The sequence below is a fragment of the Epibacterium ulvae genome (genome assembly GCF_900102795.1).
Classification (GTDB): domain Bacteria; phylum Pseudomonadota; class Alphaproteobacteria; order Rhodobacterales; family Rhodobacteraceae; genus Epibacterium; species Epibacterium ulvae.
Window position 1 is genome coordinate 171,209 of the sequence record NZ_FMWG01000006.1, and the last position, 25,878, is coordinate 197,086.

Annotated in this window: 25 protein-coding genes; 16 read left to right on the forward strand and 9 right to left on the reverse strand. The window is 54.3% G+C overall.

The genetic code is table 11. From position 1 onward, the window contains the following. Positions 1-123: 123 nt before the first annotated feature. Together BLP79_RS11355 and BLP79_RS11360 are read left to right on the forward strand one after the other, a co-directional pair. Complete coding sequence (locus BLP79_RS11355) at positions 124-1,026, forward strand: porin (protein ID WP_090219057.1); 903 nt, start codon at positions 124-126, stop codon at positions 1,024-1,026. 109 nt (positions 1,027-1,135) lie between these two features. After that, entirely contained in the window at positions 1,136-1,795 is a 660-nt protein-coding gene (locus BLP79_RS11360; RefSeq protein ID WP_090219059.1) for a YggS family pyridoxal phosphate-dependent enzyme, read from the forward strand. On the opposite strand, the gene BLP79_RS11365 is transcribed toward BLP79_RS11360, so the two are convergent. Both BLP79_RS11365 and ribA read right to left on the reverse strand, forming a co-directional pair. Continuing rightward, complete coding sequence (locus BLP79_RS11365; RefSeq protein WP_090219060.1) at positions 1,796-2,293, reverse strand: L,D-transpeptidase family protein; 498 nt, start codon at positions 2,291-2,293, stop codon at positions 1,796-1,798. Continuing rightward, positions 2,290-3,378, reverse strand: a complete 1,089-nt coding sequence (ribA, locus tag BLP79_RS11370; RefSeq protein ID WP_090219061.1) for a GTP cyclohydrolase II — start codon at positions 3,376-3,378, stop codon at positions 2,290-2,292. Before ribA ends, BLP79_RS11365 begins: the two co-directional genes overlap by 4 nt. Before the next feature lie 170 nt (positions 3,379-3,548). Here ribA and BLP79_RS11375 point away from each other — a divergent pair, with 170 nt between their 5' ends. Then, complete coding sequence (locus tag BLP79_RS11375; protein WP_090219062.1) at positions 3,549-4,235, forward strand: response regulator transcription factor; 687 nt, start codon at positions 3,549-3,551, stop codon at positions 4,233-4,235. A gap of 143 nt (positions 4,236-4,378) precedes the next feature. Here the strand turns inward: BLP79_RS11375 and BLP79_RS11380 are convergent, their stop codons facing one another. Then, entirely contained in the window at positions 4,379-5,491 is a 1,113-nt protein-coding gene (locus tag BLP79_RS11380; RefSeq protein ID WP_090219063.1) for a TauD/TfdA family dioxygenase, read from the reverse strand. A 310-nt stretch (positions 5,492-5,801) separates the two neighbouring features. Here BLP79_RS11380 and BLP79_RS11385 point away from each other — a divergent pair, with 310 nt between their 5' ends. From BLP79_RS11385 to BLP79_RS11400, 4 genes are all read left to right on the forward strand, one after another. Next, positions 5,802-6,590, forward strand: coding sequence for an exodeoxyribonuclease III (locus BLP79_RS11385; protein WP_090219065.1), 789 nt, complete (start codon positions 5,802-5,804; stop codon positions 6,588-6,590). Between the two features lie 184 nt (positions 6,591-6,774). Next, positions 6,775-7,710 carry a tetratricopeptide repeat protein gene (locus tag BLP79_RS11390; protein ID WP_090219066.1) on the forward strand — a complete coding sequence of 312 codons (936 nt, stop codon included), beginning with the start codon at positions 6,775-6,777 and terminating at the stop codon, positions 7,708-7,710. A gap of 30 nt (positions 7,711-7,740) precedes the next feature. Further along, complete coding sequence (locus BLP79_RS11395; protein ID WP_090219068.1) at positions 7,741-8,379, forward strand: LON peptidase substrate-binding domain-containing protein; 639 nt, start codon at positions 7,741-7,743, stop codon at positions 8,377-8,379. Then, positions 8,376-8,567 (forward strand): Trm112 family protein, encoded by a 192-nt coding sequence (locus BLP79_RS11400; protein ID WP_090219069.1) that lies wholly within the window; start codon positions 8,376-8,378, stop codon positions 8,565-8,567. The genes BLP79_RS11395 and BLP79_RS11400 overlap by 4 nt, the downstream gene beginning before the upstream one ends. An 8-nt stretch (positions 8,568-8,575) precedes the next feature. Here the strand turns inward: BLP79_RS11400 and BLP79_RS11405 are convergent, their stop codons facing one another. Next, entirely contained in the window at positions 8,576-9,802 is a 1,227-nt protein-coding gene (locus BLP79_RS11405; RefSeq protein ID WP_090219204.1) for an FAD-dependent monooxygenase, read from the reverse strand. A gap of 84 nt (positions 9,803-9,886) precedes the next feature. On the opposite strand from BLP79_RS11405, the gene BLP79_RS11410 reads away from it, so the two are divergent. The 4 genes from BLP79_RS11410 (at position 9,887) to BLP79_RS11425 (ending at position 16,163) form a co-directional block, all read left to right on the forward strand. Continuing rightward, positions 9,887-11,215, forward strand: coding sequence for an amidase (locus BLP79_RS11410; RefSeq protein ID WP_090219071.1), 1,329 nt, complete (start codon positions 9,887-9,889; stop codon positions 11,213-11,215). 109 nt (positions 11,216-11,324) lie between these two features. Continuing rightward, positions 11,325-12,509 (forward strand): aminotransferase class I/II-fold pyridoxal phosphate-dependent enzyme, encoded by a 1,185-nt coding sequence (locus BLP79_RS11415; protein WP_090219073.1) that lies wholly within the window; start codon positions 11,325-11,327, stop codon positions 12,507-12,509. Positions 12,510-12,623: 114 nt separating this feature from the next. After that, positions 12,624-15,527: a DNA translocase FtsK gene (locus tag BLP79_RS11420; RefSeq protein ID WP_090219074.1), complete on the forward strand. Its 2,904-nt coding sequence runs from the start codon at positions 12,624-12,626 to the stop codon at positions 15,525-15,527. Between the two features lie 45 nt (positions 15,528-15,572). After that, the gene (locus BLP79_RS11425) at positions 15,573-16,163 is read left to right on the forward strand and encodes a LolA family protein (RefSeq protein ID WP_090219076.1); all 591 of its coding nucleotides are present in this window, start codon (positions 15,573-15,575) and stop codon (positions 16,161-16,163) included. Between the two features lie 40 nt (positions 16,164-16,203). Here the strand turns inward: BLP79_RS11425 and BLP79_RS11430 are convergent, their stop codons facing one another. Beyond that, a complete protein-coding gene (locus BLP79_RS11430) occupies positions 16,204-16,788 on the reverse strand; it encodes a transglycosylase SLT domain-containing protein (protein WP_090219079.1) in 585 nt (194 codons plus the stop codon). A gap of 201 nt (positions 16,789-16,989) precedes the next feature. On the opposite strand from BLP79_RS11430, the gene hspQ reads away from it, so the two are divergent. Next, positions 16,990-17,316, forward strand: a complete 327-nt coding sequence (gene hspQ, locus BLP79_RS11435) for a heat shock protein HspQ (protein ID WP_090219080.1) — start codon at positions 16,990-16,992, stop codon at positions 17,314-17,316. 48 nt (positions 17,317-17,364) lie between these two features. Here hspQ and BLP79_RS11440 read toward each other — a convergent pair whose 3' ends face one another. From BLP79_RS11440 to BLP79_RS11450, 3 genes are all read right to left on the reverse strand, one after another. Beyond that, positions 17,365-18,942, reverse strand: a complete 1,578-nt coding sequence (locus tag BLP79_RS11440) for a gamma-glutamyltransferase family protein (RefSeq protein WP_090219081.1) — start codon at positions 18,940-18,942, stop codon at positions 17,365-17,367. Positions 18,943-19,074: 132 nt separating this feature from the next. Further along, positions 19,075-19,512, reverse strand: coding sequence for an ATP-binding protein (locus BLP79_RS11445; protein ID WP_090219083.1), 438 nt, complete (start codon positions 19,510-19,512; stop codon positions 19,075-19,077). A gap of 30 nt (positions 19,513-19,542) precedes the next feature. Beyond that, positions 19,543-19,887, reverse strand: a complete 345-nt coding sequence (locus tag BLP79_RS11450; protein WP_090219085.1) for an STAS domain-containing protein — start codon at positions 19,885-19,887, stop codon at positions 19,543-19,545. A gap of 91 nt (positions 19,888-19,978) precedes the next feature. On the opposite strand from BLP79_RS11450, the gene BLP79_RS11455 reads away from it, so the two are divergent. Both BLP79_RS11455 and BLP79_RS11460 read left to right on the forward strand, forming a co-directional pair. After that, positions 19,979-21,160, forward strand: coding sequence for a thiolase family protein (locus BLP79_RS11455; RefSeq protein WP_090219087.1), 1,182 nt, complete (start codon positions 19,979-19,981; stop codon positions 21,158-21,160). Positions 21,161-21,254: 94 nt separating this feature from the next. Further along, positions 21,255-21,710, forward strand: coding sequence for a GAF domain-containing protein (locus tag BLP79_RS11460; protein WP_090219088.1), 456 nt, complete (start codon positions 21,255-21,257; stop codon positions 21,708-21,710). A gap of 38 nt (positions 21,711-21,748) precedes the next feature. Here BLP79_RS11460 and BLP79_RS11465 read toward each other — a convergent pair whose 3' ends face one another. Beyond that, on the reverse strand, positions 21,749-22,624 hold the full coding sequence (locus tag BLP79_RS11465) for a helix-turn-helix domain-containing GNAT family N-acetyltransferase (protein ID WP_090219090.1): 876 nt from the start codon (positions 22,622-22,624) through the stop codon (positions 21,749-21,751). A 175-nt stretch (positions 22,625-22,799) separates the two neighbouring features. Here BLP79_RS11465 and BLP79_RS11470 point away from each other — a divergent pair, with 175 nt between their 5' ends. Together BLP79_RS11470 and BLP79_RS11475 are read left to right on the forward strand one after the other, a co-directional pair. Beyond that, on the forward strand, positions 22,800-23,369 hold the full coding sequence (locus BLP79_RS11470) for a helix-turn-helix domain-containing protein (protein ID WP_232716436.1): 570 nt from the start codon (positions 22,800-22,802) through the stop codon (positions 23,367-23,369). A gap of 54 nt (positions 23,370-23,423) precedes the next feature. Beyond that, positions 23,424-25,868: a GcvT family protein gene (locus BLP79_RS11475; protein WP_090219094.1), complete on the forward strand. Its 2,445-nt coding sequence runs from the start codon at positions 23,424-23,426 to the stop codon at positions 25,866-25,868. The last annotated feature ends 10 nt before the right edge of the window (positions 25,869-25,878 follow it).

Below are 25,878 nucleotides of genomic sequence, written 5' to 3' on the forward strand. Positions count from 1 at the left end.
AAAGAATTGCTCATTGGCAGCCAAGCTTGCGCGACTCCCCCAAAACGAGCGAAACGAGGACCGTACTCAGACAGCGCAGTCAGCGCAGTTTGAAAATGAAATCTGAAAACCCGAGGGACAATCATGAAAAAGATTCTCTTCGCTACTACCGCGCTGATCGCCACCACCGGCATGGCCGCAGCTGAAATCAAACTGGGCGGTTCCGCACGCTTTGGTCTGGCATACAACGAAGGCAACGCAGAAGAAACACGCGTTGAGCAGCGTTTCCGCGTAAACATCGACGGCATCACCGAGTCTGACGCTGGCGTTAAATTCGAAGTTCGCTTCCGTCTGGAATCAAACGAAGACGAAAACAGCGCGATCGCAGGCCGTGGCCCTGGCGCAGCTCGTTTCTCTGTTTCAACCGGCGGCTTCCGTTTGGACCTGGGTAACACCTCTGACGTTATCGACTCTGGTGACGTAGTTGACTACTTCGGTTACGGCGTTGGTCTGACATCTTTCATCGAACAGTCTAACAACGGCGACCTAGATCTGGTTGGCTTCGGCGCAGGCGACCAAGACCAAACCACCGTTAAAGCGCGTTACACCGCAGGTGACTTCACCGTTTCTGGTTCTTACAGCGACGAGCGCGTTGGCGACGTTCAGCAGTACCAGTTGGGTGCAAGCTACAACTTCGGCAACTACACTGTAGGTGCCGCATTCGGTAACACCGACTCTGGTGCAACTGACGAAGACTTCTGGGCAGCATCTTTCAACGGTGAAATCGGCGCAGTTGCATTCTCTGTTCTGGCAACCGACTCTGACGGTCAGGACGACGTAACCTTCGGTGCATCACTGAACTACGCTCTGTCTTCCGCAACCGATCTGCGTTTCGCGATCTCTGACGGTGGTGCAGACGCAAACGAAACTTCCTTCGGTGTTGGCTTCCGCCACAGCCTGGGCGGCGGCGTATCTCTGCGCGGCGGTGTTGGCCAAGACGCAGACGAAAACACTGTTGCAGACCTGGGTGTTGCTCTGAGCTTCTAAGCTTAAAGCGAACCACATTGGTTCTTCGGGCGGGCTCTTTCAGAGCTCGCCCTTTTCTTTTGCGATAAAACAGTGTTTTTGTCACTTGGAACAAAGAAGAGGGGCGCGCGTGTCTTTATCCGATATTACATCCCGTGTTGCTGCTGCTGAACGTGCGGCAGATCGTCCGGTTGGATCGGTGCAATTGGTGGCGGTATCCAAAGTGCAGCCAAATGAGCGTGTGGAATCTGTGTTGCAAGCGGGCCAACGCTGTTTTGGAGAAAACCGCGTTCAGGAAGCAGCGGGGAAATGGCCTGATTTTAAAGAGGCATTCTCTGATGTAGACCTGCATCTGATTGGTCCATTGCAAAGCAATAAGGCGCGTCAGGCGATGGAGCTGTTTGATACCATCCAATCGGTGGACCGTCCAAAACTGGCAAAGGCTATCGCGCGTCTGGCGCAAGAGCTGGGGCAGTGCCCGGATCTGTTTCTTCAGGTCAACACTGGTAAAGAGGTGCAAAAGGCGGGTATTCTGCCGGAAGACACTGATGCGTTTGTTGCGGAATGTCGCGGTCTGGATCTGCCTGTAAAAGGGTTGATGTGCATCCCGCCTGTGGAGGAGGAAGCGAGCCTGCATTTTGCGCTTTTGGCGAAATTGGCCAAGCGGAATGATCTGGCTGGACTGTCCATGGGAATGAGCAGCGATTTTGAAAAAGCAATTGCATTGGGGGCAACCCATGTGCGGGTTGGGTCGGCGATTTTTGGTGCGCGGGTTAAGCCTGAAGGCTGATCAGGCGCGCACAATCACCCGATTGTTAGGCTGCAAACGCTGGGTGATCCAGTGTAGATGATCACGGCGAAAGGCGATGCAGCCTTCGGTCGCATAACCGGGTCTGCGCCATTGATGCAGAAAAATGGCGGACCCTTTGCCGGGAATCGCATTTGGGCAGTTCCAGTCGGTGAGCAGAATCACATCGTAGAGCGGATCGGCGCGGCGCAGGCGTTCATGGCTATGGGCATAAGGGGCTGGCACCGGACTGTTATAGGCAGCATCGGCCGGGTCATCTGACCACAAATCCTTAGGGCCAATTGGCTGTGCCCAGGGGCAGGGCAGGGTAAGACGGTCTGGCCGGTAGAGCACGCCTGTAATATGGTGAATGCCAATGGGGGTTGCGCCATCCCCTTCTCTTTTATCAGAAGTTAGGCCGCCACTGCCGATGCTGCAGGGGAAACGACGTCCGAGAAATCGCAGGCCCAGCGGAGTCAGGATAAGATCCTGTGGAGTCATAACATATGGCCTGATTTTGCAGCCTTGGTGGCCAGATAATGTTGATTGAACGGGTTTTCACCGACTTTCAACGCCACGCGTTCGGCCACTTTGATGCCGGTGTTTTCCATCATTGCGATCTTGTTTGGATTGTTGGTCAGCAAGCGCACAGTGCTAAACCCCATATCCCGCAGAATCGATGCGCCAAGCCGGAAATCCCGTTCGTCATCTTCAAAGCCAAGCCGGTGATTGGCCTCAACCGTGTCAAATCCCTGATCCTGCAGGGAGTAGGCACGCATTTTATTGGCAAGGCCAATGCCGCGCCCTTCTTGGTTGAGGTACAGAAGGACGCCTGCGCCGATTTCTCCCATTTGTGCAAGAGCGCCGCGCAGTTGGGGGCCGCAATCACATTTCAACGAGCCCAGAACATCGCCGGTAAAACAGGCCGAATGCAGGCGGGCGAGCACGGGTTTGCTGCGGTCAGGACGGCCAATTTCGATGGCATAGTGTTCTTCGTTGCCATCTTCGGGGCGAAAAATATGAAGCCTGCCTGCCTCAGCCGCTTCAATCGGCAACCGGGCCGCGGCCACACGGTGCAAAGGGGAACTTTGTTGTAAAAGCGGTTCGGCAGCAACATGGGAGATGGTTGTCAGCCCATATGTTGCTGCAAATTCTGCCGCCGCATCCAGATCAACCATCAGGGCTGATGGCAGCAGGCGAGCAGATTTGACCAGTTCAATCGCGAGCGTGTTCAGTTCAATGTTACCACCACGCAGGCTGTTGAGGGGGCCTTTCATGGGACGCTCTAGATCATTGGCCGGATTTGCCAGGGCTTCTACCCATCTGAGGTCCGCATGATCTGGGACAGGAATACGGGCCAGACCTTCATCATAGATACGCGCTTTGAGCGTTTGGGCCCGGCGTGCCGTCAGCGTGATTGTCAGAGGGCCAAGCGCGCGCATGTCTTCTAGCCGCGTTGCCGTTGTGGTTTCGGTTGCAATTGCAAGGGCTGCGGAGGTCTTACCGCGCAGGACTACAGGCAACCCCATGCGCAGATCCACCCGTGCACGGGCAAGCAATTCGATCACTGTGGGCATTAAGGCCATGCGGTGCTCCTTACTTTATGAAACATTAGCTGGCAGGGATTAGGATGATTTGCAAGTAAAGTGAAACATTTCCCCTCTACGCGACACATCGGCGTGAAAGTCACAACAGAAACCTTGTTGAAAACGCGCGTGGGGCACATGTGTTGGAGCAGAAACAGGAGGGTAGGCCTATGGCACAATTGAAGAAGATTCTGCTGGTTGACGATGATGAAGATCTGCGTGAAGCGTTGAGCGAACAAATGATTATGACCGAAGACTTTGATGTCTTTGAAGCTGATTCCGGCGCCACCGCGATGGAGCGGGTGAAAGAGGCGTTGTATGATCTGATCATCCTAGACGTGGGCCTGCCTGATACGGATGGGCGCGAGCTGTGCCGCCTGATGCGCAAACAGGGTGTGAAATCCCCAGTTTTGATGCTGACGGGTCATGACAGTGATGCGGATACGATTTTGGGCCTTGATGCAGGCGCAAATGATTACGTCACCAAGCCTTTTAAATTTCCGGTGCTTCTGGCGCGTATTCGGGCGCAGTTGCGTCAGCATGAGCAATCAGAAGACGCAGTTTTTGCCTTGGGGCCATATACCTTCAAGCCTGCGATGAAGCTGCTGACCACAGAAGATGATCGCAAGATCCGCCTAACGGAAAAAGAGACCAATATCTTGAAATTCCTGTACCGGTCCACTGATGGTGTTGTGCCACGTGATGTGCTGCTGCATGAGGTCTGGGGCTACAATGCTGGTGTGACCACCCATACGCTTGAGACGCATATCTATCGCTTGCGTCAAAAAATCGAGCCGGATCCCTCAAATGCGCGCCTTTTGGTCACAGAATCGGGCGGATATCGGCTTGTGTCATAAATATGCGATCTTTTTTCGGTAGTAGCCGCCATTGTGTGCTATACTATTGGTAGCAAGACTGAGTTCCCGCACATATCCGGGTTATGATATGTACCTCCCTGTTGGACTTGGCCGGGCAAGCTGCCCGGCCCTTTTTATTTGATTTACGCGCGGCTGAGCTTTCTCAGGCGGCTTTCAAATTCACCACGATCAACATAGCAGCCGTGCAGGTGACGGAAACCTGTTTGTGGATCAAAGGCTTCGCGGCCATGCAAGACGCGGCGATTGTCAAACACGACCATTTCCCCGCCTTTCAGTTTGAGCGTGACCAGATAGTCTTGTGACCGGGTCATGATCATAAATTGGCGATAAGCGGGATAGTAGCGCGCCATAATGTCAGGTGAGAGGTCGAAAACATCTGCAATATGCGCGTTGAAACAGATTTCGATAATGTCACCGTTTTCATCCAGATTGATGACTTTTTTACGGCTCCGAATGTCATAGTCTTCGTCGTGAAAGCGAAATGGGATTGAGACGGTTGAGAGCAGTTCAAAAGCGTCTGGATCCTGTGCGCGCAGATCCTCGGCGATGGCGTAACCGTCACAGAACAAAGACCCCCCTCCGACAGCGTCATTGGCGAGACAATGCAGGAATTGAAAGCCGGGGGGCAGCTCCTGATTCGTCAGGTCCGTGTGCAGGGGGAGTGCAATCGGGGTATAGGCCAGATTGTTGGGGTTGGGTTTGGATTGAACTTCAAAGGTGACGCCAAAGTTGGTTTCCCGCAAAAAACCGATGCGCCGCGCGACGTCCATACCGGCCTCTGTGCTGTCTGCTAGGCCTTCGACGATGGAATAGCCATATCGCTGTGTCCGCACCAACCATTCTTTCAGGGCTGCGTCATTCGAGAGAATTTCATCTGCATTTGCCCGTGGGATTGCTGCAGCGCCCATATCTGCGCGCCAATGGACAAAGCCTGTGCGCGCCGGATCTGTGCTTGGCTGTCCGGGAATATGTGCTTTGAGCCAATTGATATCAAACACGGTGGGGGTGTCGGTATCACCCCAGAACACCGAAAGCGTATCAGAGTCTGTTTCCACGCGCTTTGCCATCACATCCAGAGAAATGCTGGTGAGATCGGTGACGCGTTCATGTGTGTCGGGGTGAAATCCAGCCGGGTCGTTGTCTCGCAGCCATATATAGGGGAACGTGGCGCTGGTGTTGCTGTCAAAGGTGATGTGCAGCGCAGCCTGATCGGCGCGCAGGTCAGCAGTGGTCATAATATGAAGCCTCTGGTCTTGCTGAGAATATCTATAGATGAGAGCACGGGGAAAGACCCCGCAGGGTTAACCCTGTGGAGGCGGCCACCAATCATAGGCCTTTTTATAGGGATGTCCGGGACGACGCCCGACAACTGTGCCCATCTTTGCCTGTCTTTCAGCAAGTATAACGTCGCAGAGTTTAGACCGTTTGGAGGGGTAAAATCCAATATTTTCACAAGGGTGCTGTTCAAAATCTCTTGTCCGGGCTGGTGTCGCAGGGCACCTGCGGGCAATATCGCGCAAAATGTCTATATTTGAGAGAGCGCTGATGACCTTTACTCTTGCCACCTGGAACATCAATTCGGTGCGCTTGCGCGAGCCGATTGTGCAGCAATTGATGCAAGCGGAGGCGCCGGATGTCTTGTGCTTGCAGGAAACCAAATCTCCTGTCGACAAGATCCCATTGGACGGGTTTGCAGAGCTTGGATATCGTCACATCGTAGCGCGGGGGCAGAAAGGGTATAACGGCGTTGCGATCCTGTCGCGTTTGCCAATTGAGGAGGTGGCCAGTGAGGATTTCGCAAGCCTTGGCCATGCACGCCATATCGCGGGGCGGTTAGAGAATGGTGTGACCATCCATAATTTTTACGTGCCAGCCGGGGGCGATAAGCCAGATCGTGAAGTCAATGAGAAGTTTGGTCAGAAGTTGGATTATCTGACTGAAATGCGGGATTATTTTGCCGCAACCCCACCTGAAAAGTCGATTCTTGTTGGGGATTTGAACATTGCACCGCGTGAAGATGATGTTTGGGATCACAAAAAGCTTTTGAAGATTGTTAGCCACACACCGATAGAAGTGGAGCATCTGGCGGCAGTGCAAGAGGCCGGAAATTGGGTGGATGTGACGCGCAAGGATATCACAGAGGGCAAGCTTTACAGTTGGTGGAGCTATCGCGCCAAGGATTGGGATGCGGCGGATAAGGGGCGTCGGTTGGACCATGTCTGGGCAACGCAGGATATTGCAGGTTCAGCCCATTCCAGTCGGGTTCTGCGCGCGGCGCGCGGGTGGGAAAAGCCCAGTGATCATGCGCCGGTCTTTGCAACCTTTGATCTTTGACAAAAAGAGGGGGGTACTCCCATCCGCTCAGCCCTGTGGGCTTGCCCGGTTGGGCCAAGCGCCGCGCTGACGCGCGGCGCGTTGCGTTCTGGCGTCGATGTCCTGTCCTTTTGTGCAAGACCCTCTTGGTTTCTGGAGCGTGTCCTTTCATATAGGGGGCAAGCTCTGAAGGGAGAGATGTGAGATGATGGATATTCTAGGTGGTGGTGAAAGCGCTGCGCCCGCTGGTGATTTGATTAAAGACGTTACAGAAGCAACATTCATGCAGGATGTTGTGGATGCGTCGATGAAGGCCCCGGTGATCGTGGATTTCTGGGCACCCTGGTGTGGTCCGTGCAAAACTCTGGTACCGATGTTGGAAGCGGCGGTGACCAAAGCCAAAGGCGCTGTAACGCTTGCCAAGATCAACGTAGATGAAAATCAGCAATTGGCGGCCGCGCTGGCGCAGCAGGGGCTGCCGTTGCAATCGATCCCAACTGTTGTCGGGTTTTATGAGGGGCGTCCGGTGGATCTGTTCCAGGGTGCACAACCTGCGTCGGAAGTGGATGCCTTTATTGCACGGCTGATCGAAACGGCGGGCGGTTCTGCGGATGGCGGCCTGTCTGATGCGCTGGAAGCGGCAGAGCAGATGCTGGCCGAGGGAGCGGCAGACGATGCGGCGCAAACCTTTGCCGCAATTATCGGTGAAGACGACACATGTGCTGCCGCCTATGCTGGGCTTGCGCGGGCACATATCGCACTTGGGGATGTAGAGCAGGCAGAGGCTGTGTTAAATGGTGCCCCTGCAGCCATTTCTGATGCTGCAGAACTTGAAGCGGTGCGCGCCCAGATTGAGCTGGCACGTCAGGCTGAAAATGCAGGCCCTGTGGCGGAGCTACGCGCGCAGGTTGAGGCGGATCCGGCCAATTTACAAACCCGTTTTGATCTGGCGCAGGCACTGCATGCAGCGGATGAGGCTGAAGCGGCTGTGGAGGAACTGCTGGAGCTGTTCCGCCGAGATCGCGAGTGGAATGATGGCGCGGCGAAAGCGCAGTTGTTCACGATTTTTGACGCGCTGAAGCCAAATGATCCGGTGGTATTGAATGGCCGCCGTAAATTGAGCTCGTTGATATTTGCCTAATCAGTCGCGTGCCCTACACTTGGTACTATCATGATTAAGGCCGCTGATCTCCCAGACGCTCTTGCCGTCTTTCCTTTGCCCGGAGCACTGTTGTTGCCCCGGGCTCGTTTGCCGTTGCATATTTTTGAGCCGCGCTATCTGCAGATGCTTGAAGATGCGCTCAAAACGCCAGGGCGTCTCATTGGGATGGTGCAACCCTGCGAACGTGCTTCGGAACATGGGCTGTATACGATTGGGTGTGCAGGCCGGGTGACGCAGTTTTCGGAGACCGAAGATGGGCGCTATATGGTGACGCTTTCGGGTATTTCGCGTTTTCGGATTGTGCAAGAGGTGAGCGGGTTTACTCCTTATCGTCGCTGCGAAGTCAGATGGTCTGGCTTTGAACGGGACCTTGGCCGTGTGGAGACTGACAGCCGTTTCAATCGCGATGTGTTTTTGCAATTGCTGCAGCGATTTTTAGCAGCACAAAGCCTGTCGACAGATTGGGAATCTTTGCAGGATGCGGAGGATGAGCTGTTGGTTAACTCGCTCTCCATGCTGCTGGATTTCCCGGTTGAAGACAAACAGGCCTTGCTTGAAGCGCCCTGTTTGACGACAAGGCGGGAAACGCTGACGACATTGATTGAATTCGCCCTGCGTGGCGGATCAGAAGAGGAAACGCTGCAATGAGCGAAAACACCGCTGCCCCATCCTTTGATCGCCGCATGCTAGAGGTGCTGGTGTGCCCGAAATCGCAAGGTTTGCTGGAATATGATGTAGCGGCGCAGGAGCTGGTATCCAAGGCGGCCAATCTGGCATTTCCCATCCGCAATGGAATTCCTGTGATGCTGGTGGATGAGGCCCGCGTGCTGGAGTAATCCTGCGCCTAAATTTCCTGCCCGCGCAGGAGTTTTGGTAAATCCCCTGTCAGCCCGGCCGCTTCCCGCATAAAGTTGCGGCGCACGCCGGGCATGGCATTGACCAGCCCCATGCCAAGATCACGCCCCAAGCGCAGCAATGGGTTGTTGTTTGAAAACAGCTTATTAAACACATCGGTTGCCGCCACCAATGTCGCGGTGTCAAAGCGGCGCCACTGTTGATAGCGATCCAACACGAGGGGAGATCCAAGGTCTTCGCCGCGCCGCGTGGCTTCGGTCACGACTTCAGCAAGGGCTGCGACATCGCGTAGCCCCGCATTTAATCCTTGCCCGGCGATGGGATGCATTCCATGGGCCGCGTCTCCCACCAGCGCAATGCGTTGCGCCACAAAGCTATTGGCGACGGTTAGTCCCAATGGGTAGGTAAAGCGGTCTCCTGCCAGCTTGATGTCGCCCAGAAAATCCCCAAATCGTGGCCGCAAGGCGTTGAGGTATCCGGCATCATCCAGCGCTTGGATGTCTTGTGCGGTTTGGCTGTGCTCGCTCCACACGATTGAGGCGCGATTGCCGGTGAGCGGCAAAATTGCCAAGGGCCCTGCTGGCATAAAAAACTGATGCGCGATGCCCTGATGAGGCAGCTCGTGTTCAATGGCGCAGACCAGAGCGGTTTGATTGTAGTCCCAGCCCGTGCGTTTGATGCCCGCACGCTGGGCGGTGCCGCTGCGACGGCCATCTGCACCAATCAAAAGGCGTGCCTGCAATGTGTCGCCGGTGTCGAGTGTGACCTCAACATGATCCAGACTGGTTGTCTGGGCCACAACGCGGCGTTCGTTCAAAACAGTGATGTTTTCATTCTTCTCAAGTGCGGACAAAAGGGCGCGCCGCAGATAACGATCTTCGACCATGTAGCCCATCGGGCCGGTTTCGATTTCACTGTGATCGAAATGCAGAAAGAACGGCGAGGGGCCTTGGCCGACCTGACCATCTGTCACTTTGATTTCATTCATCGGCTGCGCATGTTCAGCCAGCGCATTCCAAAGGCCAATTTGCGCAAGCATCCGTTGTGATGCCAAGGCCAGTGCATAGCCGCGTCCGTCAAAATTGGCAGCGGCACGGGTGTCTTGGGGCAAGGCATCCACCACCGTGACACTGTGTCCTGTTTGTGCCAGGGCCAGCGCCAGAACCGGACCATTCAGGCCACCACCTACGATCAGAATGTCAGAAGTTTGGGTCATGAGATGCAATATGCGGTTGTCGCCGGGTTTGTCCATGCGCCATGGTGACGCCACGGGCAAATTTGCGTCATCACAGGAGATCTTATGGAACACTGGCTGAATATGCGTGCGGCTAACTTGGGGCGTGGAATTGCCTCTGGTGAGATATCTCCTGTGGCTTTGACACAAACCTATCTGGAAGCCATCGATGCACATGTGCTGCGGGATCAGATTTACACAGTTGTCACCCATGAACGTGCGCTGGCGGAAGCTGAGGCTGCAGAACGTCGGGCTAAATCTGGTCAGCGATTGTCTTTGGTCGATGGGGTGCCGATCAGCTGGAAAGATCTGTTTGACAGCGCGGGAACTGTGACTGAGGCGGGAACAAACCTGTTAAAAGGACGTATCCCGGATCAGGATGCCCGCGTGTTGCGCATCGCAACCATGATGGGGACAGTCTGTCTGGGCAAAACCCAGATGAGCGAGCTGGCCTTTTCTGGCTTAGGACTAAACCCCGTCAAAGCAACGCCGCCTTGTGTGAATGATGCCGGCGCGGTTCCGGGGGGGTCATCTTCGGGGGCTGGAGCCTCGGTTGCGTTTGATTTGGCCGCCTGTGGGATTGGATCGGATACCGGAGGATCTGTGCGCATTCCGGCCGCCTGGAATGATCTGGTGGGGCTGAAAACCACTGCGGGTCGGATCAGCATCGATGGGGTCGTCCCCCTGTGCAAACAGTTCGACACGGTTGGCCCTTTGACCCGCAGTGTAGAAGATGCAGCCCTCTACCTTGCTGTTTTAGAAGGACGAAAGCCGATTGATTTGCGCGGGTGTGATCTGGTGGGCCTGCGGTTTGCAGATTTACAGACGGTCGCACAGGAGGATCTGGACCCCACTGTTGCGGCGGTTCATGCCGAGATGATGCAGCGCTTGCGCCAGAGCGGGGCAGAGATTGTCCCGCTTGAGGTGCCGGATCTGACCGAGGCGATGGGGTTGAGCGCGCTTTTGTTCACAACTGAGGCTTATGGCTTGTGGAAAGACCAGATCGAAGCCGCGCCAGATCGCATGTTCCCTGAGATCCTTGAACGGTTTCGCATTGGCAAGACGCATTCTGGCGCGGATTACGTCGCGGGATGGGATCGTTTGATGGACTTGCGCCGCATCTGGGCTGAAGCTGTGGCAGGTTTTGATGGGGTTCTGTCGCCCACGGCGCCCATTTTGCCACCAAATTTGGACCGCTTGCAGTCGGATCACGCTTACTACGTAAAAGCCAACCTTCTGGCGTTGCGCAATACCCGAATTGCCAATCTGATGGGGCTGTCTGCGCTGAGTCTGCCAACGGGGACTGCAAGTTGCGGTTTACAGATCTTTGGTTCGGGGGCTGGGGAAGAAGCTTTGTTGCGTGTGGGCGCTGCGGTTGAAACTGCTTTGGCGTGAAAAACACATTTCCTGCCTGCAATCCCACGGGGTGCTGGATTTCTGTGCGAGGCCTCTGTAGCCTAGTTCCAAACGGAGCGAAAACGACTCCGAAGCAGAGGCCTTTGCAATGAATACTCCTGAGCGGTTTGCGAACCTGCCGTCATACGCGTTCCCGCGCCTGCGTGAGCTGTTGGACCATCACACCCCCGGTGGTGAAGTGATTGATTTGACGATTGGCGCGCCCAAACATGACTTCCCAACATGGGTGGTGGATGAAATTGTGGCGAATGCACAGGGGTTTAAAGGTTATCCCGTCAACGAAGGCACAGATGCTTTGCGGGCGGCCATTTCCCAGTGGGTTCAGCAACGCTATGGTGTATCTATTGATCCCGCGACGCAGCTTTTGGCACTGAATGGCACGCGCGAAGGTCTGTATAATGCGGCGATGGCGCTTTGCCCTGAGCAGAAAAATGGTGCCAAACCCATCGTTTTGATCCCCAATCCATTTTATCAGGTCTATATGGTGGCGGCGCTCTCTGTTGCTGCAGAGCCCTATTTTGTGGCCGCGACGTCTGAAACGGGGCATTTGCCGGATTATGCTGGCCTGCCCGCAGAGGTGCTGGACCGTACTGCGATTGCTTATATCTGCTCTCCGGCCAATCCACAGGGAGCCGTTGCCAGCCGTGAATACTGGCAGACCCTGATTGCTTTGGCGGAAAAACATGATTTCCGCATTTTTGCTGATGAATGTTATTCTGAGATCTACCGCGAGACGCCTCCACTTGGCGCTTTGACCGTGGCACAGGAAATGGGTGTGAACCCTGAGCGCGTGACCTTGTTCAATTCACTGTCAAAACGATCAAACCTTGCGGGCCTGAGATCTGGATTTGTTGCAGGCGGCCCGGATACGATTCGGCGGATGAAACAGCTGCGCTCTTACTCCGGTTCTCCGCTGCCAGCGCCGTTGCAGGCTGCGGCGGTAAAGGTCTGGCAGGATGAGGTGCATGTGGTGGAAAACCGCGCGCTTTACCAAGAGAAATTTACCATCGCGGATGAAGTCTTTGCCGGGTTGGACGGCTATATGTCACCCGAAGCGGGATTCTTCCTTTGGTTGCCTGTGGAAAATGGTGAAGAGGCGACGCTTAAGCTTTGGCTTGAAACTGGGGTCCGGGTGTTGCCCGGCGCTTATCTGGCGCAGGGAGAGGGGGATGAGAACCCCGGCCACGGGTACATTCGCGTTGCACTGGTTGCCCCTGCAGCAGACACGCGCCGTGCTTTGATGGCGCTGCGCGAATGCCTGTACGCGGACTAAATTTAAGATTTGCCTGTGGCCTCATCTGGGCCAAGGCCAAAAACAAAAGAGCATAAAAGGTGACACTTGCCCGACAAAAGAGGCAGGGTTGCTTTGGAACAAACCGAGGTAGACATGGCATTTCAGTCGAGAAGCCGCAATCCGTTGTTGGACAGCAGCACACAGGCCGCCCTTGAAAAACGAGGGCGAGAGCTTTTGGGCCTTGTGCTGATTGGGTTGAGTATTTTGGCGACGGCAATGATTGCCTCTTACACGCCTGAAGACCCCAATTGGATGGTGTCAACGGATGCCCCTGTTCAAAATTGGCTGGGTCGTTCAGGCGCGTCTATTGCTGCACCCTTGTTTATGGTTGCAGGCTGGGGAGGCTGGGCTATTGCCGTGGTGTTGCTGGTGTGGGGCGTACGGTTTTTATTGCATTGGGAAGCGGACCGCGCGTTCCCGCGTCTTGCTATTGCGCCCATAGCGGTTGCCTTGTGTTCGGTTTATGCCTCTACTTTGGTTCCAGGCGCAGAATGGCGTGCGACCCATAGTTTTGGCCTAGGGGGGCTGTTTGGAGACACTGTTTTAGGTGTGTTGCTGAATATTCTTCCGATCAGCTCTCATCTTGCGCTTAAGATGCTTTCTGTTGCGATGGCAGTTGGAATGCTGGTGTTGGGTCTGTTTGTGTTGGGCTTTACCGCGGCTGACGTCAAAAGATATGCGCGGTTCCTGCTGGTTGGCGTGATCATGACCTATGGTGCGATTGCAACGCTGCTGGGGCGCGGAGCTTCTAGCAGTGTTCAGGCAGCGCGCAGTTATCATATGCAGCGTCAGGAACGGATTGCCGAAGAGCGCGCTTTTGCTGAGGCACAGACGCTGGCTGCTGAGGCTGAACTGATTGATGATGAACCTTACTATGATGAAGAGGCTGATGCGCCGGCACCTTCAAAAGGTGGGTTGCTGTCACGCATGCCGGGTTTGATGCGTCGTGCTGATCCAGTTGTTGAACCTTCAGTGGATGTGCCTGAGTCACAAGAAGAGTTTTATGATGATCTGGAAGGGGATGAACGCATCTCTGCCAAGATCGCTAATGCAGTGCGAGTGCGCCGTGCCGCTGATATTCCACCAGAAGAAGATCCGAACCTACCGCTGACAAAGGGCAGAGGTCGCCGCCCTGCGCCGTTGATTTTTAACCCTGCTGAGGGAGAGATGCGGGCAGAGCCACCATTAACAGCAGATTACGCAGAACCTGCGGCCTTTGAAGAGACAGCAGAGGTTGTGCCAGATGAGGTTTATGCAGAACCCGAAGTTTATACAGAAACACCTGATATGCCAGTGGAGGCACCAGCCCCGTCTCCACTGGTCGCGCAAGCTGCACCTGCAGCCAATGTGGTACCTTTGCCCACTGCTGAACCTCGTAAAAAAGTGGTCGTACAAAATACCGTGCGCAAACTGCCTGAACCTTCTGAGAGGGCAAAAGCCGAAGCGCAGCCAAATCTGGCTTTTGCGCCGGGTGACGACAGTTTTGAACTGCCACCTTTGAATTTGCTGACCAGTCCCGACAATGTGGAAAGGTTCCATCTGAGCGATGATGCATTGGAAGAGAACGCGCGCATGCTGGAAAGCGTGCTGGATGATTATGGCGTCAAAGGGGAGATCGTCTCGGTACGTCCGGGCCCTGTTGTGACGCTGTATGAGCTGGAGCCAGCACCAGGTTTGAAGGCGAGCCGTGTGATTGGTCTGGCGGATGATATCGCGCGGTCCATGTCGGCTTTATCGGCGCGGGTTTCCACCGTGCCGGGGCGTTCGGTGATTGGGATCGAATTGCCCAATGAAAAACGCGAGACGGTTGTTTTGCGCGAAATTCTGGGTGGGCGTGACTTTGGCGATGGCAACCACGCGCTGCCTTTGGCGCTGGGCAAAGACATTGGCGGTGATTCTGTGGTCGCGAACCTCGCTAAGATGCCTCACCTCTTGATCGCGGGGACCACTGGTTCTGGTAAGTCAGTTGCGATCAACACGATGATCCTGTCACTGTTGTACAAGCTGACGCCGGATGAATGTCGCCTGATTATGATTGATCCTAAGATGCTGGAACTTTCGGTTTATGACGGTATTCCACATCTGTTGTCCCCTGTTGTGACAGATCCGAAAAAGGCTGTGGTGGCTTTGAAATGGGTCGTCGGCGAAATGGAAGATCGCTATCGCAAAATGTCCAAAATGGGCGTGCGTAATATCGGCGGTTACAATGGTCGTGTAAAAGAAGCGCTGGCCAAGGGCGAAATGTTTAGCCGTACGGTGCAGACCGGATTTGACGATGACACTGGCGAACCGGTGTTTGAAACGGAAGAATTCGCACCAGAAGTGCTGCCCTATATCGTGGTTGTCGTTGACGAAATGGCGGATCTGATGATGGTCGCGGGGAAAGAGATTGAAGCCTGTATTCAGCGCCTTGCACAGATGGCGCGGGCGTCGGGTATCCACCTGATCATGGCGACACAGCGTCCTTCGGTTGATGTGATTACCGGCACGATCAAGGCCAACTTCCCAACTCGGATTTCCTTCCAGGTGACCTCAAAGATCGACAGCCGCACGATCCTTGGCGAGATGGGGGCTGAACAGCTTTTGGGCATGGGGGACATGCTTTATATGGCTGGTGGCGGCAAAGTCACCCGCTGCCATGGTCCATTTGTTTCGGATGAAGAAGTTGAAGAGGTGGTGAACCATCTTAAGCAATTTGGCCCGCCCGAATATGTGGGCGGTGTGGTGGATGGCCCCGGCGAAGACAAGGCTGATAATATTGATGCGGTTTTGGGGCTTAGCACCGGCGGCAACACAAATGGCGAAGATGCGCTTTATGATTCTGCGGTGGCCATTGTGATCAAAGATCGCAAATGTTCGACCTCTTACATTCAGCGCAAGTTGGCGATTGGCTATAACAAGGCAGCGCGCCTGGTGGAGCAGATGGAAGACAATGGGCTGGTTTCGCCAGCCAACCATGTTGGCAAACGTGAGATTTTGGTGCCTGAGCAGGAATAAGCCGATGGGCTTTCATTTCCTGATGGGGCGCATATGTAGAGTGCTATGAAACAGTTCTTTTTTGCGGCCGCGCTGGCGGTCTGTGCTCCGATTGCCCACGCGGCTGAACAATTGAGCCTGCCCGTGTTGTCGGACCATTTGAATGGGATCAAAACGGCTGCGGCGCGCTTTGTGCAAACAAACGATGATGGCAGTCAGGCGACTGGGATCTTGTATGTCTCGCGCCCTGGTAAGATGCGGTTTGAATATGATGCGCCCCATTCTGGCATTGTCATGGCCACAAATGGTGCGGTTTTGATCATCGATCCGAAATCGAACCAAGCGCCGGAAACCTATCCCCTGCGTCGCACGCCGCTGTCTGTCTTGTTGGCCCGCAAGGTGAATCTGAGCGCAGCCAATATGGTTGTCGGACATAGTTTTGACGGCACTGCGACCCGTGTACGGGCGCAGGATCCTAAAAACCCAGAGTACGGCAGTATTGAATTTATGTTCACATCTGACCCGGTCGCCCTACGCGAATGGGTGATTTATGATGATGTTGGCGGGCAAACGCGTATTCAGCTGGGGCCTTTGCAAACAGGCATGAAGCTGGACCGCGATCTCTTCACCGCGCCAAGTCGTTTTGAAGATCGATAAGAAAATTAAAAGCCCGCACTGTTGTTGCGGGCTTTTTTGATCATCGGGCGCGGCGGCAGGTTGCCAATTGGGTTTGATAGGTCTGGGCGCGGCTTTCGACGCGGCTTGCCACATTCAGCAACCAGGCTTTAGAGCGGTAACTGCCGCGGGCATAGCCACTGTGCCCTTCGTGATAGGCCAAATACTGATTGCGCGCGTCATACAAAGAGACGCCATTGCGCTCTTGTGTTTGGGTCATATACCAGCCCATAAAATCGGTGGCATCACGAATGCGATCACGTCGCGCGCCGCGCCGTCCGGTTGCAGCGCGGTAGTCATCCCAGGTGCCGTCCAGAGCCTGACTGTAGCCAAACGCGCTGGAAACACGGCCGTTGGGGATGACGCCCAAGAGGTATTTATGAGGGGTGCGCGCGTTGGATCTAAAGCTGCTTTCCTGATGAATCGTCGCCATCTGCACATGGATCGGAAGTCCCCACTTGCGCTCTGTTGCGCGAAAGGCTTTCAGGTATTCGGGGCGTTGCGTGACAATGCTGCATGCATTGTCAAGATTACGTGGTGGCGTGCTGCTTCCACCGCAGGATGCAACCAACAGCACCAAAATCATGGTACAAAAAACTCTGCTCATTTGCCTGCCCTTTTTGGGTTTTTGGCAGTTTACCTGATCAGGCAAAGATAGGAACCACTTTTGAGCGATTGCTTGCCGTATGTCTGGGCATCGGCACTGTCCCGCCCATGGGCACAAACTGTTTCCTTACTAAAATGTGACTAGAATTGGACTTTTCAGAGTGAGTTGACGTATTATTTACATACGAAAGTAAGAGATCACATGCTCAGAACACATGCAAAATATAAATTAGGACAGGTTGTCCGTCATCGCAAACACCCGTTTCGGGGCGTTGTGTTCGATGTCGATCCTGAATTTTCCAATACTGAAGAATGGTATCAGGCCATTCCAGAAAACAGTCGCCCCACCAAGGAACAGCCGTTTTATCATCTTCTGGCCGAAAACGAGCAAAGCTTTTATGTCGCTTATGTTTCGGAACAGAATTTGGTTGCTGACAACTCTGGCGAACCGATTGAACACCCTGATGTAAAAGACATATTCGGAAATTTTGATGGCGCAGCTTATGCCCTGCAATATCAAATGAACTGATGATAATAGCGCGGCTTTATGAAGGCCGCGCTTTGTTTGTTGGGCGCATCAGTAGCCCAAGGCGCAGCCATCTTTGCGTGGATCACTGGCTCCTTCAAGCACGCCGCTGTCATGGATGCGAATCGCTTGCGCACCGCCGATGGCAGTTTCAGGGATCGAAACCTGATGCCCCAGATCCTGCAGTTCTTGACGCACCTGATCGCTATATCCACGCTCAACCCGCATGTCACCCGCATCGTTAAAGGCGCGAGGGGCATCGATAGCGGTTTGCAGGTCCATGCCAAAATCATAGAGATTTGAAACCAATCGGGCATGGCCTGTTGATTGATACGCTCCGCCCATGACACCGAAGGGTAGGATGACCTTTTTATCCTGACGCAGCATTCCGGGAATGATCGTGTGCATTGGGCGTTTTCCCCCGCCCAATTCATTGGGATGACCGTCTTCTAGGGTGAAGCCGGCCCCACGATTTTGCAGCAAGATGCCAAACTTTTCTGATGCAATGCCCGATCCAAACCCATGGAAGATCGAATAGATCAAAGAGACCGCCATCCCGTCGCGGTCAACAACCGTAATATAAACGGTGTCTTTGTGAACGGATTCTGTAAGCGGCGCTGCGGCCTCCATTGCGCGTGTCGGGTCAATCAACGCCGCAAGGCGTGCCGCTGTTTCCGGGGCCAGCATATGGGCAAGGCGATGGGTGTGATCCGGGTCTGCCAGCAACCGATTGCGTGCATCATAGGCCAGTTTGGTTGCTTCGGCCTCGATATGAATACGCTGTGCTCCAAGCGGATCGAGGCTTGCGATGTCAAAATGTTTCAGGATGTTCATCAAGAGAATCGCAGTCGCGCCCTGACCATTTGGCGGATGTTCGACCAGATCAATATCGTTGTACGTGCCGGAAATCGGAGTGGTGGCCATGCCTTTGGTGGCTGCAAAGTCGGCTGCACTGTGGACGCCACCTGCGGCGTTTAGGGCGGCCAGCATGTCTTCGGCGACTTCACCGGTATAAAACGCATCCCGACCCTCGCGTGCGATGCGGCGCAGCACATCGGCCTGTTTGGGTGCGCGAAAGATCTCACCTGTTTTGGGGGCGCGCCCTTTGATCAGATAGGTATCGCGTGCTGAACCTTGCAGAATATTCGCGTCGTTGTGCCAATCAAAGGCAACACGCGGCGCGACTGGCACACCAGTTTCCGCGTAATGAATGGCTGGTGCCAGAATCGCATCTAGACCTAAGCGGCCTTCTTGTGTTGCAAGGTGGCAAAACGCGTCCACAGCGCCGGGAACAGTCACAGCGTGGGCACTGTTCACAGGCACGCTGGTTAGACCTTTTGCGCGCAATGTGTCGGCTGAGGCAGCAGCCGCTGCAAGGCCCGAGCCGTTGTAGGCATGAATTTCAGGATGGCCTGCTTTTGTATAGAGAACAAAGCAATCGCCGCCGATCCCGGTCATTTGAGGTTCGCAAATTCCCAATAAAACGGCACCGGCGATCGCTGCATCCATCGCATTGCCACCGCGTTTTAAAATGTCGATGGCAGTTTGGGCCGCGAGAGGGTGAGAGGTTGCGCATATACCGTTCTGAGCCCAAGTGGCAGATCGGCCGGGGAGGTGAAAATCGCGCATACCTGTGTTCCTTTGCTTTATCGGGCGTAGCAAGACAGACAGGGTACGGATTGTCGATATTGACGCAAGGTCAAACCCACATCTGAACGAGAGATGCGCTAACCTGTTGCCATCAGAAACAAAGCGGAGGGACTATTTCTGAGTGACCTGGATTTCAAAGCTGAGCTGCAGGTTGTTGTGACCTTCGCTGCGTTCGTATTGGATGTCACTGGTCAGTTCCCGGATGAGCAACCATCCAAAGCCTCCCTCGGGAAGGGTATCTATTGGTCCGGACAGATCCTGCGGTGTGCCTGAAGGTAGCTGATGATCTGGCAATGGGACACCGGCATCACGCACATATATCGTGAGATGGTCCGCAGCCAGATTGCAATGGATATTGACGTCGCCGGGGGCATGGCCTGCGTAAGCATGTTCGACCACATTGTTTACAGCTTCCGCAAGAACGATCTGAACCTCGTCGACCCGTGCTTGCGGCATGCCAAGGCCCCGCAGTTGGTCCACAACAGCAGAGATCCCGGATCGGGCCTCTAATTCTGTAGCCGTGAACGAGCAGGCGAATGTTTCAACCATGGAGTATCTCGTAGAATAAGCGCGGTTAAATCAAGTCTGGGCAGGCGCAACAGAGGTCGCATCATCTAGGGTAGCATAAAGTTTGAAGACTGTATCCATGCGTGTGAGTCGAAATACTTTATCAACCACAGGTGTTAGGCCGGCCAGATCAAGTTGGCGCCCGCTGCCCAGTTGTTTCATAGCGGCGACGATGGCACCAAGACCGCTTGAATCGATGAATTTGACTTGTGAAAGGTCTAGGATCACACGTGATGGGCCATCTTCGGTTTGGGCGCGCATGTCATCTTTAAATTGAATAGCCATAGCAGCGTCGATCCGCTCGGCGTTTACAGTGACGATTTGAGCGCCCTCAATGTCAGTACTGGTCAAGGTCATATTCTTATCCGTTGGTCTAGGTCAGGCTTCATACCTAAGACCAAAAGCTTACTATTCCGTGTGAATCCTGATCAATTGTGGGGAGGGAAAGATGAAGAAAGTTTTAATATGTGGGGCCGCTCGGACACCCATGGGAGGGTTTCAGGGCGATTTCTCAGGCGTAACTGCCGCTGAACTGGGCGGTGTCGCGATCAAGGCTGCGGTGAAAAATGCGCAGGCTGACAAGGTCGATGAAGTTTTGATGGGCTGTGTTTTACCTGCTGGGCAAGGGCAGGCCCCGGCGCGACAGGCTGGTTTCGCCGCTGGGCTGGGTGAGGAAGTTCCGGCAACAACGCTCAATAAAATGTGTGGATCTGGTATGAAAGCCGCGATGATGGCTTTTGATCAGATCGCGTTGGGGCAAGCTGATGTCATTGTCGCTGGCGGCATGGAAAGCATGACAAATGCACCATACGTATTGCCCAAGATGCGGAGTGGCGCCCGGCTTGGCCATGGTGAGGTGGTCGACCATATGTTTTTGGACGGTTTGGAGGACGCCTATGACAAGGGCCGCCTGATGGGCACATTCGCCGAAGACTGTGCCGAAACCTATCAATTTTCCCGTGCGGCGCAGGATGCTTATGCGCTACGGTCCTTGGCAAATGCGTGCGCAGCACAGGAGAGCGGTGCCTTTCACGCTGAGATCGCATCCGTTGTTGTAAAAAACCGCACAGGTTCGATTGAGATCTCAGAAGATGAGCAACCGGGCGCAGCACGGCCAGAAAAAATTCCACAATTGCGTCCCGCGTTTCGAAAAGATGGGACTGTGACAGCGGCCAATGCGTCGTCCATTTCAGATGGGGCCGCAGCATTGGTTCTGGCGTCCGATGACGTGGCGGAGGCGCAGAATTTGAAAAAGCGTGCGCGTATTCTGGGCTATGCCAGCCATGCGCAGGCTCCGGGATTGTTCACCACAGCCCCTGTGCCTGCGGCGCAAAAGTTACTGGATCGCGTGGGGTGGACCGTTGCGGATGTGGATCTGTGGGAGATCAACGAGGCCTTTGCCGTTGTTCCCATGGCCTTTATGCGAGAGATGCAAATTTCTCGTGATATTGTGAATGTAAATGGTGGTGCCTGTGCGCTTGGCCATCCGATTGGGGCCTCTGGCGCACGAATCATCGTGACCTTGCTGAACGCGCTTGAAGCACGTGGGCTCAAACGAGGGGTCGCTGCGATCTGTATTGGCGGGGGAGAAGGCACAGCCCTTGCGATAGAGCGCGTTGACGCGGGTTAGACCCTTGTGATTCGTGGCAAAGCACTGCATCACCGGTCCAGCTTGGCTGGGTCGGATAAGCGCTTGCTGAGATAGAATAAAGAAAGGCAACCAGATGCGTGTTGATTACGAGGATCTGAACAAAACGCTTGATGCGCTGACCGAAGGCGAAACCGATGAGATCGCGCTGATGGCGACGCTTGCCTGTGAAATTCATCACAGTGATGCACGGTTTGATTGGACCGGGTTTTACCGTGTAACAGAGCCCGAAATTCTGAAAATCGGCCCGTATCAGGGTGGTCATGGCTGTTTGAAAATCCCGTTTTCCCGTGGTGTGTGCGGCGCAGCCGCGCGTATAGGTGAGACCCAGTTGGTGGCGGATGTTGAGGCGTTTCCCGGGCATATTGCGTGCTCGACCAGTACACGGTCTGAGCTTGTTGTGCCGGTGTGCAATGGGGCAGGCGCTGTTATTGGTGTCTTTGATATCGATAGCAATCAGCCAGAGGCTTTTACCCAAGAAGATGCAGATCAGATGGAGCGTTTGCTCACCCGGATTTTTGCACGCTTGTAAAATCCTTCAAAACACTGTGGCAGCGACAGGTCGACAGATCAGAGGTGTTTTTCAAAAAACAGATCTGGGTAGGGATCTGCATTGAAACGTTCAATTTGGTGCCAACCCATATTTTGATAAAGACTGACCGCTTCAAACAGGGTGCTATTGGTATCTAGTCGGAGCGTTTGAATGCCGAGCCTGCGCGCAGCCTCTTCTGCTGCGGTCATCATGGATCGTGCAAGACCCAGACCGCGGGCAGAGGGAGCAATCCACATGCGTTTGATTTCTGCGCATGGTCCACCGCTTCCTTTTACGCCGACACATCCAAGAGGTCGGCCTTGCAGGCGCGCAACAAGAAAGGTTCCAAAAGGGGGCTTCATTTGGGCAAGCTCGGGGTCGCCGGATTGTTTGAGATCGAACGTCAGATTTAAGCGTGTGCTCAACTCATCTGCAAAAGCGGTCAGGCAGTGTTGGGCCGGTGCTGAGGCGTAATCCACTTCTTCAAAAACGATGTCTTTGCGCGACAGCGTGATTGTTACCACATCCATGGCCTGCAGAAGGCGGGGAGCGTCTTTGTGTCGGGCTAAGATGCCTGCCGCGCGTTCATTTGAAAGGGCTTCATATAGATCAAATTCTTGTTTCCCCTTTTCTGTGAGGGAGGAGACACGACTGCGACGGTCCATTGGGTGTGTTGTGGTTTCGATCAGGCCTTCGTCTTCGAGGCCGCGTAACAAACGGCTAAGTAATCCCGAATCCAGCTGTAGAAAGCTGCGTAAAGCAGACAGGTTTTTATAGCCAATACCAATTGCGTTTAGGACGCGGGCTGCACCAAGTGAGCGTCCGCGATCCAAAAACGAGTCCTCTAACGCGCCGACTTCGACTGCGACGGCACGGCTAAAATCTCGGATGCGGGTAATTTGATCTGCTGACATTTGCCTGACTTTAGTCAGGTAAATGTCAGCATCAAGTATATTCAGGAGGCATTTTTCAGAAAAATACTGCGCTTGGGTCAGTGATTTGATGGCGGATGTGAAATTATCGTTGAAATTTTCACGAATCTAGATCATGCATGAAAATAACAGTAAAAATTTCACGAGGAAGTCTTCGGTGAATCAACAAAACCATCAACGAGACACTTTGGGCGCCGATATTCGATCGCTGCGCAAAGCACGGGGGCTTACGCTCGCAGAGCTCGCAGAGCGGCTGCAACGTTCGGTTGGTTGGTTGAGTCAGGTTGAACGAGATTTGTCTGAACCTTCCATCTCGGATTTGCGTCAGCTTGCGGCCTGTTTGGATGTGCCGGTTTCAATGCTGTTTGCGCATTCTGCTGCCCCTGCCGAAGAGGTTGGCTATATTGTGCGCGCCGGGGCGCGCCGCCCGCTTGGTTCGGGGGATGAAGGGCTGATCGAAGAGCTGCTTTCTCCAGATTTGACCGATGATTTTGAGATGGTGCATTCAACCTTTCGCCCCCATGCGCGGATCACTGAATGGATCAAGCGTCCAACCCAAGAGGTTGGCTATGTTCTGTCAGGGCAGCTTGATCTTGAAATCGGCGATCGTGCGTTTTCGGTGGGGGTTGGGGACAGTTTTCGCATTCGGGGAGAAGCCTATCGCTGGGCCAACCCTCACGAGGAACGGGCTGTGGTGATCTGGGTGATCGCTCCACCCGTCTATTGATCTACTGGTTTTAATGAACCGGTGTCCTGACTGATATAAAGCAAGGGTAGAAATATGTCGGAATTTCCCAGCACTGCACGGGTGGTGATTATTGGCGGTGGCGCCATTGGTGTGTCTACGCTGTATCATTTGGCCAAGGCCGGATGGAGCGATTGTGTCCTGCTTGAGAAAAATGAACTGACAGCGGGATCGACCTGGCATGCTGCAGGGAATTGCCCGAACTTCTCGGCCTCTTGGGCCGTGATGAATATGCAGCGCTACTCTCTTGAGATGTACCGTACCTTGGCCGACGATGTTGATTATCCAATGAACTATCACGTCACCGGTGCGCTGCGTCTGGGCCATACCAAAGAGCGTATGCAAGAGTTTGAGCGCGTGGCGTCAATGGCGCGCTATCAAGGTCTTGAAATGGAAATGATGACGCCCAAAGAGGCGCTGGATTATTACCCTTTCATGGAAACCCATGATCTGGAGGGTGTGCTTTGGGATCCGCTGGATGGCGATATTGATCCGGCGCAGTTGACGCAGGCGATGGCAAAAGGTGCGCGGGACCTTGGCGCAAATATCCAACGGTTCTGTCCTGCAACGGGTGTGTCGCGTGACGGCGATGAATGGGTTGTGCACACAGACAAAGGCGATATCAAATGTGAATTCGTCGTCAACTGTGCGGGCTATTATGCCAAGCGTGTTGGTGAATGGTTCAAGCCTTATGGCGGACGCGATGTGCCTTTGACGGTCATGTCGCACCAGTATTTCCTCACCGACGAAATCCCCGAAATCGAAGCTTGGACCAAAGAAAATGGTCGCAAACTGCCGATGGTGCGGGATGTAGACAGTTCATATTATCTGCGTCAGGACAAACATGGTTTGAATCTTGGCCCTTATGAGCGCAACTGCAAAGCGCATTGGGTGACACCGCAGGACCCGATGCCTGAAGATTTTTCATTCCAATTGTACCCGGATGATCTTGATCGTTTGGAGTGGTACATTGAAGACGCCATGGCACGGGTGCCGTTGCTTGGCACCCAAGGTGTTGGTCGCGTGATCAATGGTCCGATTCCTTATGCACCAGATGGTTTGCCCCTAATGGGTCCAATGCCCGGCGTCAAAAATGCGTTTGAAGCACACAGCTTTACCTTTGGCATCGTGCAAGCGGGCGGCGCTGGTAAAGTCATGGCGGAATGGATCACTGAAGGCGAGACCGAATGGGACATGTGGGCGGTGGACAGCCGTCGCTACACGGAACATGCGGATTTCGATTTCTGCCTGAACAAAGCGCTGGAAACCTATGGTCATGAGTATGCGATGCATTTCCCGCATCACGAATGGCCTGCGGCACGGGATAAGAAACTGTCACCCAATCACGACCGTCTTGTTGCGGATGGCGGCCAGATGGGTGCCTATAACGGTTGGGAGCGTGCGAATTGGTTCGCGAAAGAGGGCGACGATACGTCAGAGGCGGCCACTGAAACCTGGAACCGCAATGGTCCTTGGACGGCCCGTGTCAAAGAAGAAGTGGAAGCAGTGCGCGATGGCGTCGGGGTCATCGATATGTGCGGCTTTTCTCGCTACACTCTGAAAGGCGCAGGGGCCGCGGAATGGCTACGCACGCAGGTTGCGGGCGCGTTGCCCAAAGCGGGCCGTATGAACCTGATCTACTTTGCAGATAAGCGCGGCCGGATCGTGACTGAGATGTCTTGTATCCGTCACGGTGAGGACGACTTTACACTGATGACCGCAGCGGTCGCGCAGTGGCACGATTTTGAACTGTTGTGGCGCAAATTGCCTGATAGCCTAGAGCTGAAAGATGTTTCCAAAGAGTGGACGTCTATGCTGGTCACAGGACCAAAATCCCGCGAATTGCTTGATCAGATTTCAGAGGCGGATCTGTCTATGGGATGGCTGAGCCTGCAAAATGGTAAGGTCGCAGGCAAATCTGCTTTGCTGGCGCGGGTGTCCTTTGTTGGGGAGTTGGGCTGGGAGGTGCATGTTGCAACTTCTGATGCAGCTGAGGTTTACACTGCGCTGCGTGCAGCAGGGGCGACGCCCTTTGGCATGTTTGCACTGGATTCCATGCGGATCGAAAAAGGGTATCGCACTTGGAAAGGGGATCTTTCGACTGATTACACCTTGTTTGAAGGCGGGTTGGGTCGATTTGTCAAACTGGCCAAAGAGCAAGATTTTCCTGGCAAATCCGCGCTGCAGGCCGAGGCGGACACGGGCTCCAAGAAAGGGTTTGTGACCTTGGTCGTGGATGCAGGTGAGGCGGATGCTCCCTATATGGCGTCTATCCTCAAAGACGGAGAAATCGTCGGGGAAACCACATCTGGCAACTTTGGCTATCGGGTGAACAAATCCATTGCGCTGGGCGTTGTGAGAGCAGATCTTGCGGTTCCGGGCACCAAGTTAGAGGTGGAGATCTACGGTGCGACCTATCCTGCAGTGGTGCAAGATGATGCACCCTTGTGGGATGCAGAAAATGCCCGTTTGCGGGCCTGAACTGGACGAC